Genomic DNA, 13248 nt, shown 5'->3' on the forward strand with positions numbered 1-13248 from the left:
CTCACGCCAGATACGGCGCATCCTCGTCGATCTCGACCAGCGTCGGCACGCTCCGTCCGGCACTGGCCCTCAACAATTCTTCCAGATGCTCGATGCTCTCCGCTCGGCCGGCCACGCAGCCGAAGCCACGCGCGATCGCGACGAAGTCCGGCGTCACCAGGTCGACCCCGATCGGCGGCACGCCTGTTTCCGCCATGTAGGTCTTGATCTCGCCGTAGCCACGGTTGTTCCAGAGCAGGATCACGATCGGCACCTGCGCTTCCACGGCCGAGGCCAGCTCCGGCAGCGTGAACTGGAACCCGCCGTCGCCGATCAGCGCCACCACCGGCCGGTCCGGGGCCGCCAGCTTCGCGCCCATGGCAGCCGGAAGCGCATAGCCCAGCGTGCCATAGCCGGTGCTGGCGTTGAACCAGGAGCGAGGCCGCGCCGGCGCATGGAACTGGTTGCCGCCATAGACGGGCTGGGTCTGGTCGCCGGCGATGATGGCATCGGGCAAGGCACGGTCCACGGCATCCAGGACGCGCCGGTGCCCCTGGATCGACGGCCACCAAAGGGCCTGCACCGCCTCCCGCACCGCTCCGGCCCGGATCCGGCCTCCCTTGGCGATCGTGGTGGCCTTCAGCGCATAGAGCAGCGCATCCAGCGTGAGCCTCGCATCGGCGACGATCGGCACGTCCGCCGGCCGGACCCGCATGGTCTGCTCGGGATCGATGTCCACCCGGATCAACTGCCCGTCGAACTGCAGCTCCTGTGGATCCGGGTACATCTCCGTCTCGCCGAACTCGGTGCCAACGGCGAGCACCACATCAGCTTCCTTCAGGGCCTGGCGCAGCGGCGCGAACGAGAAGTTCTCGCCCATGTGGAGCGGGTGGTTCGGCGGGATCACGCCCTTGGCGTTGACCGTGTTGATGAAGGGTGCCCGCAAGAGTTCGATCAGCGCCAGCGCCGGCTCGCCCGCCTCCACCGCACCACCGCCCAGCACGAGGAGTGGCCGCTCGGCAAAGCGCAGCAGTTCGGCCGCCCGTGCGATCCTGGCCGGCGAGGGTGCTGGCGGTCCAACCGTCGGAAGCTTCCTGACCTCGACGTGGCTGGCGTCGGCGCGGATCACATCCACCGGGATCTCGAGATGGATCGGCCGCGGCCGTGAGCAGCAGAACAGGGCGAAGGCACGCGCCAGGACCTCCGGCAGCTGATCGGGCGAGAGCAGCGTGTGGCTGAACGCAGTCACCCCCGCCGCCATGTTCCGCTGCGACGGCAACTCGTGCAGCCGGCCCTGGCCCATGCCCAGATGGTTCGTCCGGGTCACGCTGGAGATCACCAGCATCGGCATGCTGTCGCCATAGGCCTGGCCCATGGCGGTCAGGATGTTGGTCACGCCCGGCCCGGTCACCACGAAGCAGGCGGCAGGCTTGCCGGTGACGCGCGCATAGCCGTCCGCCATGAAGCCGGCACCCTGCTCGTGCCTGGGCGTGACATGGCGGAGACCGGTCTCTGGCAGGCCCCGGTAGAGTTCGACCGTATGGACGCCTGGAATGCCGAACACGACCCGGATGCCGTTGGCTTCCAGGAAGCGGACCAGGACCTCGCCGGTGGTAGGCATCGTTCAGTCCTTTGACCAGGCGCCCAGGAGCTTCGGGAGATCGCCGAACCGGGCGATCAGCCCGAACACCAGGGCGGCGAATAGCATGAACACCACGGCGACCACCGCCATGACCGGCGTATAGCCATAGCGCAGGCTGTTGAAGATCTTGATCGGCAGCGTCTCGACCGTGAAGCCCGAGACCATGTAGGCCACGATGTACTCGTTCAGGCTGAGCACGAAGGCGAACGCATAGCCGGAGATCAGGTAGGGCCGGATCAGCGGCAGGATGATCGTCGTGAAGACCTTCCGCTCGTCCGCGCCCATGGTCGTGGCGGCCTCGACCACCTGCCGGTCGATCGAGTTCAGCCCGAGCGTGATGGTGACCAGCGGCAGGGTCACGAAGAAGATCGCGTGGCTCACGATGGTAGCGACGATCGAGCCGTACAGGCCAACGCTCACCCAGAACACCAGGAAGCCCAGGGCAGTGATCACCGGCGGCAGGGTGAATGGTGCGACGCCCAGCCCGTACAGCACGCTGCCGTAGCGGACCCGGTAGCGCCACAGGAACCAGGCGAGCGGGAAGGCGATCAGCACGGCCAGTGCCGCGGAGGTGAACGCGATCAGGAGGCTGTTGCCCATCGCGTTCAGCCAGTCCGGCTGATTGAACAGCTCCGCGTACCAGCGCAGGGACGGGTCGCGCGGCGGAAACAGGAGTTGCTGCGCGCCGTTCAGCGATACCCCGGCCACCACGATCAGCGGGCCCGCCAGGAACAGGAGGACCAGGCCCATGAACAGCTTGCTGCCGAGCCTGCTCATCGGGGTGCTTCCCGGCTGGCACCCAGCACGAGCGTCAGCCCGATGAAGGCCAGGCTGAACAGCATCAGGAAGATCGCCATCGCCGCCGCGAACGGGATGTTCGATTGGAACACCGCCTGGTCGGTGATGTGCACCGAGAGCGTCCAGTGCGGCGGCCGGCCCAGCACCTGCGGCAGCAGGAAGGCGCCGAGGTTGAAGACGAACACCATGATGACCGCGCCCATCAGCGAGGTCTTCAGGACCGGCACGACGATCGTGAAGAAGGTCCGGAACGGCGAGGCGCCCAGCATCCGCGACGCTTCCGGCAGCTCCGGATCGAGGCGCGACATGGCCGGGTAGACGATCAGCACCGTGTAGGGGAAGCCCAGGTAGCACATGCCCATGAGCAGGGCGCCGAAGCTGGGGGTCCAGGCGACGGGGCGCGGGAGCATGCCCAGCCACACCATGACGTTCGACAGGCCGGCGTTGCGCGAGAGGAGCGTCGACCAGGAAAAGCCGATGATCACCTCCGACAGCGACAGGACCGCCAGGATGAACACGAGGATCGGCACCTGCGCCCGGCGGCGGAGGCGGGTCAGGAAGTAGGTGAACGGGAACGCCACCGCGACGACGATCGCTGCCGAGAGAATGGAGATCCAGAGCGAGAACAGCAGCGCCCGGCCGAAGAAGGCGCTGACGAAGCGGCCGTAATTGTCGAGCTCGAAGGCTGGCTCGAAGAAGGCGCCTTGGACCTGGTGGAAGAAGCTCACCGCCAGCATGATGCCGAACGGCACCACGAAGAACAGGACCAGCATGCCTGCCGGCCACAGCATCGGCAGGTGGGCCATGAGACCGTGCGGCCGCTCGGTCGTCATGACGCCAGCACCACGCAGGCGGCCGGCGGCAGCTCGATGGTCACCGCGTCCCCCGTATCCACGGCCGGGCGAGTCCGCGGCGAGCTGACCGCCAGGATCTCGCGTCCGCTGCACTCCAGCATGATCTCGACGCTAGCACCCAGGTCCCGCACGAACGTCACCTTCGCCGGCAGGTGGTTCGGACCGGTCTCGGTGCCGGGATGGACCAGGACCTCTTCCGGCCGGATCGAGATCGAGGCCTTCGTCCCGCGCACGAGCGCCCGGCCTGCCTCGGTCTGCACCGGCAGGCCGTCGACGATGATCACGCCGTCCTCGCCGCCCACCACGCCGGTCAAGAGGTTGCTGGAGCCGATGAAGTCGGCGACGAAGGCATTGACGGGATTGCGGTAGATGTCGAGCGGCGAGCCCACCTGCTGGACCTCGGCATGGTTCATGACGACCACGATGTCGGCCATGGTCAAGGCTTCGCGCTGGTCATGGGTGACGACGATGGTCGAGATCCCCAGGCGCTTTTGCAGGAGCTTCAGTTCGACCTGCATGGTTTCCCGCAGTTTCGCGTCCAGCGCGGAGAGGGGCTCGTCGAGCAGGAACAGCTTGGGATCGATCGCCAGGGCCCGCGCGATCGCCACGCGCTGGCGCTGACCGCCGGAAAGCTGGGAGATCTGCCGGTCAGCGGTCCCAGGCAGGCGCACCAGGTCCAGCAGCTCTTCTGTCTTGCGGCGTCGAGTGGCCTGGTCCGCACCGCGGATGCGCAGCCCGTAGGCGATGTTCTCGCCCACCGTGAGATGGGGGAACAGGGCCAGCGACTGGAACACCATGCCCAGATTGCGCCGGTGCGCCGGCAGGCCGGAGATGTCCGTACCGTCCAGGAGGATGCGCCCCCTGGTCGGCGTCTCCAGCCCGGCGATCACCCGAAGCAGCGTGGTCTTTCCGCAGCCGGACGGCCCCAGCAGGCAGATGAACTTGCCGTCCGGGAAGTCGAGGTCGATGTCCTTCAGGGCCTCGAACATGCCAAAGGACTTGCCGACATGGTCGATGCGCAGTCCGGACATCAGATCCTCACGAAGCAGCCGATGGATTGAGCGAGCGGGGGCGGATCAGCCCGCGATCAGCTCGCTCCACTTCTGGCTGATCCATTCGTCCTTCTCCACATAGAGCTCGTAGCGCGGCAGGATCGGCGGGATGTCGCTACCGACCGCGGCGAACTCCTCGCTGGTCAGGTCGGTCAGCTCCCGCTTGACCGTGGGCGCCGTGCCGACCCTGCGGGCCAGCTTCGCCTGGATGTCGGGCCGGCACATATAGTCGATGAAGGTATGGGCCTCGGCGATCGCCGGCGAGGTGTTGACCACGCACCAGGAGCCGGAATCCAGCACGCCGCCCTCGGCCGGGAAGGTGGAGCGCACCGGCTTGCCCTTGCTGGCGGCAAGCCCGGTCACATCGTGATAGTACTCGCCCATCGGGATCTCGCCCGCTTCCAGCGCCTGCTGGAACTGCCCCTCGTCGCGCCACCAAAGCTGCACGTTGGGAACGAGCTCGGCCAGCTTGTCCATGACCTTCTGCACCCCGGCCTCATCGGCCAGCACGTCGGTGGAGCCGAACCAGGTCTTGGCGGTGATCTCCAGCAGGAACGAGTTGGAGGCCAGGGCCATCAGCCCGAGCTGGCCGGCATTGTCCTCCTCCCAGAACGCCTTCCATGACGTCGGCGCCTCCGGGTAGGCTTCGGTGTTGGTGGCAAGCGTCACATACCAGGACACCGCCCCGATGCCGCTGATGCCGCCATCCGGATAGCGGTGCACGAAATGCTCGTGGAGATTCTTGGCGTTGGGCAGCTTGGCCTCGTCGAGCGTCGCCCAGAGCTTGGCATTCTCGCCCTTCAGGCGCGCCACCTGGGCCATCATCGAGACGTCGGCCGGCGCTTGGCCGGCCTTGGCAGCGGTCTGCAACTGGACAAGCCAGGCCTCGCCGGTCGGCTCGGCGACCGATTCCACCTCGATGCCCGATTCCCGGGTGAAGTCCGGGTAGATGTGCTCGTCGAAGCTGTCCTTGAAGTAGCCGCCATAGGTGCCGACCTTGAGCGTTCCGGCCGCACGTGCGCTGCGCGACCAGAGGCCGGCCCCTGCGGCCACGCCCAGTGCCGCCGCGCCCAGCATCAGCTCCCGGCGGCCTGTGGCCGGACCGGCTCCACGCATCTTGTTCATCTGCGACGTCCCCTGCTGCCGGCGATGCTCGAGTTCGTTCGCCCGCCGGCCCTGCGGTTAACAATGGTCGCGGGTTCTTCGTCCGTCGTCAAAGAATCGCATTCTGTCACATGGGCGACACGCAGCGCCAAAAGAAGAGGGCGGGCCCGCTGCCGGACCCGCCCTCCCTCGCGACTTGCGATGGTCGATCAGCGACGCGAGCGGACGACGAAGTCCAGGACGGTGCTGAACTCATCGGCCAGGATCTGGTGGCCCTTGGCCCCGAAATGATTGCCGTTCAGGAACAATGCCGTGGTCTGCGACCGGGTGACGTCGGCGGTCGTGACGTTGTTCAGCCCGTAGACCTGCGGGCGAAGCATGACGTCGGTAATCCGGCGGTAGATGTTGGCGTTGATGACGCCCGGCCGCTTGGAGAGCAGGTCGTAGGTGAAGGTCAGCCAGTCGCGGGTACGGGTGACGTACTCCGCGCGTGTCTTCGGGTTCTTGCTCCAGTCGTGCACGGAGGTGAGGATCAGCCGCCGCTTGCCGGCCATGGCACCCGCCGCGATCAGCCGGTCCACGCCCGTCCGATAATCGATCTTGGACTGGGTCAGGGTGGACCAAAGGCTGTTCGTGCTGCGGGCGATGTCGTTGTAGCCGAAATAGACGACCGTGACGTCGTCCGTGCCCCAGCCGGGGTTGGCCAGGAACTGGTCCAGCTGCGACTTGAACGTCCCGCGGACGGGCGCACTCGAATAGGTCCGCGCCGTAGCACCCGACAACGCGAAGTTGCGCATGGTCGCCGCACGACCGCGGCTCACCAGGAGTTCCGCCCAGTTCGGGAACGGCGTGTAGTTGAACTGGGTGTCGTAGTTCGGGTCCGAGTAGCTGTCGCCCAGCACGACGAGGCGCTGCGTCACCTTCACTGGAATATGGGAAGCCTGGGCTGCCGACGAGAACGCGACTGCAGCGGCACCGCCTGCGAGAATGTGGCGACGACTGAACATGCCGGACACGACCTTCTTGAGCATCAACAATGGTGGTTGGCTCTACTAGGGGACACCACCGGCGCTGGATACCCTTTATCCACGCTTTGGCGTACCGGGTGATGCATTTGGGCGACCATCCTGCTGGTGTAGTTGCAGGACAACGATCGAGATCTATTCGGCGCGCAACTCGTCGATCAGTTCAAGCGCCTCGGGGCCGTCCCAGGCGGCGATCCCCAGCAATCGGCCCACCTCCTGTCCCTGCCGGTCGATCACCAGCGTTGCCGGCAGGCCCGGTGCATTGAGGAGCCGGGCCGCCTTGACCGTCGGGTCGCGGCCGATCTCCAGGTGCGCCACGCCGACATCGTCCAGGAACTGCTGCACCCGCTCGGGCGGCGCCTTGTCCACGCTGAGTGCCAGCACCGTCACATCGTCCTTGGGGTACATCGCCTGCAGCCGGTCCAGGGACGGCATCTCCTCCCGGCAGGGCGCGCACCAGGTCGCCCAGAGATTCAGGACCACCACCCGGCCCTTCAGCGCGGCGAGGTCGGTCTCGTTGCCCCCCTGGTCCAGGTACTTTATCTCCGGCACGGCCGTACGCTCGTCCGATCTCTTGAAGTCGAACCCCTCGGCGGCGAAGGCCGGTCCCGGCAGGGCCACGAGGGCCAGGAGCGAAAGCAGGCGGCGGCGGTCCAAATTCTTCACCTCTGGATGCGAACAGCGTGAGCAGCGGCAGCGGACGTAGCATGTGGGGCGGACATTTCCAGGAGGGACCGGCCCCCCTCATGGAAGCCATCAACGCCTCGATCCCCTTCGACCGCCGGCTGTGGCGCGAGGATCTGGCAGGATCCGCCGCGCATGCGCGCATGCTGGCGGACCGCCAGGTGATCTCGGGGGCCGACCGCGATGCCATCCTGGAGGGGCTGCAGCGGATCGCCGCACGCATCGAGGCGGGCCAGTTCGAATTCACCACGGCGCTGGAGGACATCCATCTCAATGTCGAGGCGAGGCTGACCGAGGATATCGGCGAGCCTGGCCGCCGCCTCCATACCGGCCGCTCCCGCAACGATCAGGTCGCCACCGACTTCAAGCTCTGGACCCGCCACGCCATGCGGCGCGCCGACGAGTTGCTGTGCGGTCTGCAGCGCGTGCTGCTCGACCTGGCGGAGAAGCACGCGGCCACGGTGATGCCGGGGTTCACCCACCTCCAGGCCGCCCAGCCGGTGACTTTCGGCCATCATCTCATGGCCTATGTCGAGATGTTCGGCCGCGACCGCTCGCGCTTTGCCGACGCGCTGGCGCGGGCATCCGACAGTCCGCTCGGCGCCGGTGCGCTTGCCGGCACCTCCTATCCGATCGACCGGCACAGCACCGCCCGTGAGCTCGGCTTCAGCCGGCCGATGGCGAACTCGATCGACGCGGTGTCCGACCGCGACTTCGCCCTGGACTACCTGGCCAGCGCGTCCATCGGTGCCGTGCACCTGTCGCGCCTTGCCGAGGAGCTGGTGCTCTGGAGCACGCCGCAGTTCGGCTTCGTGCGCATGCCGGAGGCGTTCACCTCCGGCAGCTCGATCATGCCGCAAAAGCGCAACCCGGATGCCGCGGAGCTGGTGCGCGGCAAGTCCGGCCGGGTGATCGGTCATCTCCAGGCCCTCCTGATCGTGCTGAAGGGGCTTCCCCTGGCCTATTCCAAGGACATGCAGGAGGACAAGGAGGGCGTGTTCGACGCGGTCGACAATTACGAGCTGGTCCTGCGCGCCATGGCCGCCATGCTGGAAGGCATCACGGTGTTCGAGGCGCGGATGCACGCGGCGGCCGGCGTCGGCTACACCAATGCCACCGATCTCGCCGACTGGCTGGTGCGCGAGGGCGGCGTGCCGTTCCGCGACGCCCATGCGATCGCCGCCCGCTGCGTGAAGGTCGCGGAGGAGCGCGGCGCCAGCCTGGAGGAGCTGCCGCTGGAGGTCATGCAGTCGGTGGACGGGCGGATCGATGCGCGTATCTTCGCGGTGCTGGGCGTCGAGAACTCGGTCGCGAGCCGGACCAGCGAGGGCGGCACGGCGCCGGTGAGGGTCCGCGAGGCGATCGCCGCAGCCCGGATACGCTTTCTCTGATCATGTTCCATCACCACAGGCCCACCCCCGATGCGTAAGCTGCTCGTTCTCGCCATTCTCCTGCTTCCGCTTGCCCTGTCGGCGTGCGGCAAGAAGGGCACTCTCGAAGTTCCGCCCGAGCCGGCGAACGAGAGCGGCAACCCGTGAGCCCGGTGTTCGGCCGGCGCAGCGGACAGCTGTTCGTCGAGGAGGTCCCGCTCGCCGCCATCGCGGAGATGGCGGGAACCCCGGTCTACGTGAACTCGGCCGGCGGGATGCGCGCCCAGGCCCGGGCGCTGATCGATGCGTTCGCCGGCCAGGACGTCCAGGTCTGCTATGCCGTGAAGGCCAATCATCACTTGGCCATCCTGAAGCTGTTCGCCAGCCTGGGCCTTGGCATGGACACGGTGTCGGGCGGCGAGATCGCCCGCGCGCTCAAGGCAGGGTGTCCGCCCGAGCGCATCGTCTTTGCCGGCGTGGCCAAGGACGATGACGAGATGCGCCAGGGCCTCCGGCACGACATCTGGCAGTTCAACGTCGAATCCATCGAGGAGCTTCGTCGCCTGGACCAGGTGGCGCAGACGCTCGGCACGCGCGCCAGGGTGGCGCTCCGGGTCAACCCGAACGTCGCTGCCGGCGGCCACGACAAGATCTCGACCGGCAGGAAGGGCGACAAGTTCGGCGTGCCGGTCGAGAACGCCGTGTCGATCCTGGGCGAAGCCGCGCGCATGCCCGGCATCGAGCCGGTGGGCCTCCATTGTCACATCGGGTCGCAGATCACCGAGCTGGCACCGTTCGAGGCTGCCTATCTCAGGGTGATCGAGGCCTGGAAGGCGGTGCGGCAAAGCGGGGTGCCGATTACCCGCATCGACTTTGGCGGCGGCTTCGGCGTCCACTACCGGGAGGCGCCCAACTTCACCATCGCCGACTACGCCGCGATGGTGAAGCGCATCACGACGGGCCTGGGCGCGAAGCTCGTGCTGGAGCCGGGCCGCTTCCTGGTGGCCGAGCAGGCCGTCCTTCTCACGCGCGTCATCTATCTGAAGGAAACGGGCGAGCACCGCTTCCTGGTCCTGGACGCCGGCATGAACACGCTGATCCGTCCGGCGATGTACGGTGCCTGGCACGACATCGAGCCTGTCGGGATCCCCGGCGCGGAGCTGGCACCGACCGAGGTGGTAGGCCCCATCTGCGAAAGCAGCGACTTCTTTGCCCGCGGCCGGATGCTGCCGCGCATGGTGGAGGGCGACCTCGTGGCGATCATGCAGGCTGGTGCCTATGGAAGGGTGATGGCATCGGACTACAATTCTAGGCCAGGACCTGCCGAAGTCATGGTAGACGGGGACCAGTTCGATGTGATCACCCGGCGTCGGCCGGTCGAGAAGCAGTACGAGGACGAGGTGATCCCGCCCTGGCTGGGCTAGATCCGGCCGGTACGGGGAGGACCCAGCCAAGAGGGAATGGGCCGTTGGACCGGTCGAATCAGGCGATGAGCATGCCGCGCAGGCTGAACCGCACGATCCGGGCTGCCCGGCTGTTCGTGGACATCGAGCAGCTCTGGGCCGTGGCACGCTGGCCGCTCCTGGTGCTCTGCCTGTTCCTGATCGCGGCGCTGTTCGGCCTCCTTTCGAGGCTGCCCGCCGTCCTCCATGCGATCGTGCTCGTCCTGTTCGCCGCGGCCTTCCTGTTCACGCTCGTCCAGGCGGTCCGCCGCTTCCGCCCGGCGGGCAGGGCGCAGGCGCTCAGCCGCCTGGAGGCCGACAGCGGTTTCAGCCATGCCCCGCTCCGCGCACTGGACGACAAGCTGGCCGGCGGGGCCGACGATCCGTTTACCCGCGCGCTCTGGGCGCGCCACAAGGCGCGCCTGGCCGATCTGTCGACGAAGACGAAGCTGCTCCCGCCCCGCTCGCAGCTGCCGAAGCTGGACCCGTGGGCGGTGCGTGCAGGGTTGGTATTGGTGCTGGCCATCGCACTGGTCGATGCCGAGGGCCGCATCGGCCAGCGCCTGCGTGACGCGTTCATCCCGGGCATCGCCGCCCGCGAGGCGGCCCAGGCCGTGACCGCGACGCTCTGGGTCGAGCCGCCGGCCTACACCCGCCAGCCGCCGCGCCTGATCGAGGCAGGCGGAACCCGCACGATCGTGCCGGCCGGCTCGCAGGCCCTGATCCAGATCCATCATCTGCCCGAGGAGTCCGCGGCACCCACCGTTGTCTTTGAAGGCACCGACGTCACTGCCACCCGGCTGGGCGAGGCCAGTGCCGAGGCCCGGCTGGAGGTGAAGCAGGACGGCGATGTGGTGATCCGCGACGATTCCCAGCAGGAGATCGCGCGCTATCTCCTGGCGGCGCAGCCCGACCGGGTCCCGACGATTCAGGGCGAAGGCAGCCCGCGCACGACCTTGCGGGGCGCGCTCGAGATCGGCTGGAACGGTGCCGACGACTACGGCCTCGTGTCCGTGGCGCTCGAGGTGGAGCCGGTCGATGGCAGCCGCCCGGCAGAGCGGATCGCGCTGAAGTCCTTGCCCGACCAGCCCAGGCAGACCAAGGGCCGCTCCTATCTCGACACGACTCCTCACCCGCTGGCGGGAGCGGAGGTCCGCATGGTGCTGGTCGCGGTCGACGCGCTGGGCCAGGAGGGACGGTCAGAGCCGCTGACGATGGTCCTGCCGGAGCGCTCGTTCGAGCATCCCGTGGCCAAGGCAATCATCGACCAGCGCAAGGATCTCGCCTCCACGCCGGAGGAGCGCGAGACCGTGGCCGACATCCTGGACCAGCTGGCCGGCTCGGAGATGATGGAGGAGCTTCCCTCCTCCGTGCCGCTGTCCCTGAACAGCGCAGCCGAGCGGCTCCGCCGCAACGAGCTTTCCGAGCAGGACATGGCGTCCGTGATGGAGCAGCTCTGGGACACGGCCCTGTTCGTGGAGGAAGGGCGGATGGCGTCCGCGGAGCGCGATATGCGCCGACTGCAGGAGGAACTGGAGCGGGCGCTGGCCGAGGGGCGCGAGGATGCCGAGATCGAGCGGCTGATGGACGAACTCCAGGAGGCCATGAACCGCTACCTGGACGAGCTGAGCCGGCAGGCCCTGGCGGAGGCGATGCGTGACCCGCAGGCCCTGGAGCGGGCCATGCGCCAGCCGCAGCAGCCGGGCCAGCAGAACGAGAACATGGTCGAGCGGCAGGATCTGCAGGAGATGCTCGACAAGGCGCGGGAGATGCTCAAGAGCGGCTCGCGCGACGCGGCCGAGGAGATGCTGGCGCAGCTGCGCCAGATGATGGAGAACCTGCAGGCTCAGCTCCCGACCGAGATGGCGCCGCAGGCCCCAGGCGAGCAGGCGCTGTCCGACCTTCAGGAGGCGATCCGCCGCCAGCAGATGCTGCAGGACGAGGCCTTCAGCATGGAGCGCCGGATGAACGGCATGCCGCAGCAAGGTCAACAAGGCCAGCAGGGGCAACAAGGCCAGCAGGGGCAACAAGGTCAGCAGGGGCAACAAGGTCAGCAGGGTCAGCAGGGCGATCAGCAGCAGATGACGCCCGAGCAGCTGGCGCAGCTCCAGGAGATGCTGCGCCGCCAGCTCGGCGACATCATGGCGGGCCTGGCGGAGCAGGGGATGGAGATTCCGGACCAGCTGGGCCAGGCCGAGCTCCAGATGCGCGGCGCCGAGGGGCAGCTCCAGCAGGGCAGCCCCGGTGCGGCGACCGACCCGCAGGGCCAGGCCATGGCCCTGATGCAGGAAGCCGGGCGCGGCATCATGGACCAGATGCGCCAGCAGATGGGCCAGGAGGAAGGGCAGGGGCCGGGCCGTCCAGGCGGTACCCAGCCCGGCCAGCAGCCCGGCCGCACGCAGACCGGCTGGCAGCGCGATCCCTTGGGTCGCAACCCCGAAGGCATGGGCGGGCCGGATTCCGACAGCACTGCGGTGCCCGACGAGGCGGCGCTCGGGCGGGCGCGGGCGGTGCTGGAGGAACTCTACCGGCGGGCCGGCGATCCGAACCGGCCGCGCATGGAGCTGGACTATTACGACCGACTCCTCGAGCGGTTCTGAGCCCAGCGTCCGTCCGTCGCCGAACCAGGACGATCGCCCGGCCGGCTCGGTCGTCGACACGCTCGTGCTGCACTATACCGGCATGTCCAGCGCCCAGGCGGCGCTGGACCGCCTTCGCGACCCGGAGGCGGCGGTCAGCGCGCATTGGCTGGTCGACGAGGATGGGCAGATGGTGGCGCTGGTGCCGGAGCGGCGGCGTGCCTGGCATGCCGGGGTGAGCGGCTGGCAGGGCAGGATCGGGCTGAATGCATGCTCGATCGGCGTGGAGATCGTGAACCCTGGCCATGAGTGGGGCTACCGGCCGTTTCCGGACGTTCAGCTGCGCTCCGTCGAACGGCTGTGCCAGGGCATCCTGCAAAGGTGGCCGATCCCGGCCACGCGGGTCCTGGGACATGCCGAGATTGCCCCGCACCGCAAGCAGGATCCGGGGGAGCTGTTTCCCTGGCAGCGTCTGGCCCGGGCGGGCATCGGGCTCTGGCCCGACGAGGCCGCCATCGGCCGCGACCCGGAGCATTCCCTGCGCACGATCGGCTACCCACTGGACCTGGACGGTGTCACGCCGGCGCTTGCGGTGACGGCATTCCAGCGCCGCTATCGCTTCTGGAGGGTGGACGGCGTGGTGGACGATGAAACTGCGAGGTTGATCGCGGGAGTCGAAAGGCTTCAAGTCACCGGACGGTCATGATACGGGTTTGCCT

Annotated in this window: 12 protein-coding genes; 5 read left to right on the top strand and 7 right to left on the bottom strand. The window is 68.0% G+C overall.

From position 1 onward, the window contains the following. Nucleotide 1: 1 nt before the first annotated feature. From VHL31_RS12045 to VHL31_RS12075, 7 genes are all read right to left on the bottom strand, one after another. On the bottom strand, nt 2-1600 hold the full coding sequence (locus tag VHL31_RS12045; protein WP_329661459.1) for a 5-guanidino-2-oxopentanoate decarboxylase: 1599 nt from the start codon (nt 1598-1600) through the stop codon (nt 2-4). Nucleotides 1601-1603: 3 nt separating this feature from the next. Beyond that, nucleotides 1604-2398, bottom strand: coding sequence for an ABC transporter permease (locus VHL31_RS12050; protein WP_329661460.1), 795 nt, complete (start codon nt 2396-2398; stop codon nt 1604-1606). Next, nucleotides 2395-3252: an ABC transporter permease gene (locus VHL31_RS12055; RefSeq protein WP_329661461.1), complete on the bottom strand. Its 858-nt coding sequence runs from the start codon at nt 3250-3252 to the stop codon at nt 2395-2397. Before VHL31_RS12055 ends, VHL31_RS12050 begins: the two co-directional genes overlap by 4 nt. Next, the gene (locus VHL31_RS12060) at nt 3249-4304 is read right to left on the bottom strand and encodes an ABC transporter ATP-binding protein (protein ID WP_329661462.1); all 1056 of its coding nucleotides are present in this window, start codon (nt 4302-4304) and stop codon (nt 3249-3251) included. Before VHL31_RS12060 ends, VHL31_RS12055 begins: the two co-directional genes overlap by 4 nt. Nucleotides 4305-4349: 45 nt before the next feature. Next, nucleotides 4350-5441, bottom strand: coding sequence for an ABC transporter substrate-binding protein (locus tag VHL31_RS12065; protein WP_414653711.1), 1092 nt, complete (start codon nt 5439-5441; stop codon nt 4350-4352). A 197-nt stretch (nt 5442-5638) separates the two neighbouring features. Next, nucleotides 5639-6460 carry an SGNH/GDSL hydrolase family protein gene (locus VHL31_RS12070; protein WP_329661508.1) on the bottom strand — a complete coding sequence of 274 codons (822 nt, stop codon included), beginning with the start codon at nt 6458-6460 and terminating at the stop codon, nt 5639-5641. Between the two features lie 129 nt (nt 6461-6589). Beyond that, complete coding sequence (locus VHL31_RS12075; RefSeq protein WP_329661464.1) at nt 6590-7120, bottom strand: TlpA disulfide reductase family protein; 531 nt, start codon at nt 7118-7120, stop codon at nt 6590-6592. 41 nt (nt 7121-7161) lie between these two features. Here VHL31_RS12075 and argH point away from each other — a divergent pair, with 41 nt between their 5' ends. The 5 genes from argH to VHL31_RS12095 are packed head-to-tail and all read left to right on the top strand — an operon-like array spanning nt 7162 to nt 13235. Further along, nucleotides 7162-8529, top strand: coding sequence for an argininosuccinate lyase (gene argH / locus VHL31_RS12080; protein ID WP_349262420.1), 1368 nt, complete (start codon nt 7162-7164; stop codon nt 8527-8529). A 30-nt stretch (nt 8530-8559) separates the two neighbouring features. Then, a complete protein-coding gene (gene lptM / locus VHL31_RS26945; protein ID WP_414653709.1) occupies nt 8560-8676 on the top strand; it encodes an LPS translocon maturation chaperone LptM in 117 nt (38 codons plus the stop codon). Continuing rightward, nucleotides 8673-9932 (top strand): diaminopimelate decarboxylase, encoded by a 1260-nt coding sequence (gene lysA / locus VHL31_RS12085; RefSeq protein ID WP_329661466.1) that lies wholly within the window; start codon nt 8673-8675, stop codon nt 9930-9932. The genes lptM and lysA overlap by 4 nt, the downstream gene beginning before the upstream one ends. A 44-nt stretch (nt 9933-9976) precedes the next feature. Next, nucleotides 9977-12550 carry a TIGR02302 family protein gene (locus tag VHL31_RS12090; RefSeq protein ID WP_329661467.1) on the top strand — a complete coding sequence of 858 codons (2574 nt, stop codon included), beginning with the start codon at nt 9977-9979 and terminating at the stop codon, nt 12548-12550. Then, complete coding sequence (locus VHL31_RS12095; RefSeq protein ID WP_329661509.1) at nt 12522-13235, top strand: N-acetylmuramoyl-L-alanine amidase; 714 nt, start codon at nt 12522-12524, stop codon at nt 13233-13235. The genes VHL31_RS12090 and VHL31_RS12095 overlap by 29 nt, the downstream gene beginning before the upstream one ends. Nucleotides 13236-13248 lie beyond the last annotated feature (13 nt).

Origin of the sequence: Geminicoccus sp., from assembly GCF_036263595.1 — a bacterium.
In the GTDB taxonomy this organism is placed as follows: Bacteria; Pseudomonadota; Alphaproteobacteria; order Geminicoccales; family Geminicoccaceae; genus Geminicoccus.

Coding starts and splice junctions, on each gene's coding strand:
- VHL31_RS12045 (WP_329661459.1), bottom strand. CDS start 1,600: ATGCCTACCACCGGCGAGGTCCTGGTCCGCTTCCTGGAAGCCAACGGC.
- VHL31_RS12050 (WP_329661460.1), bottom strand. CDS start 2,398: ATGAGCAGGCTCGGCAGCAAGCTGTTCATGGGCCTGGTCCTCCTGTTC.
- VHL31_RS12055 (WP_329661461.1), bottom strand. CDS start 3,252: ATGACGACCGAGCGGCCGCACGGTCTCATGGCCCACCTGCCGATGCTG.
- VHL31_RS12060 (WP_329661462.1), bottom strand. CDS start 4,304: ATGTCCGGACTGCGCATCGACCATGTCGGCAAGTCCTTTGGCATGTTC.
- VHL31_RS12065 (WP_414653711.1), bottom strand. CDS start 5,441: ATGCGTGGAGCCGGTCCGGCCACAGGCCGCCGGGAGCTGATGCTGGGC.
- VHL31_RS12070 (WP_329661508.1), bottom strand. CDS start 6,460: ATGCTCAAGAAGGTCGTGTCCGGCATGTTCAGTCGTCGCCACATTCTC.
- argH (WP_349262420.1), top strand. CDS start 7,162: ATGTGGGGCGGACATTTCCAGGAGGGACCGGCCCCCCTCATGGAAGCC.
- lptM (WP_414653709.1), top strand. CDS start 8,560: ATGCGTAAGCTGCTCGTTCTCGCCATTCTCCTGCTTCCGCTTGCCCTG.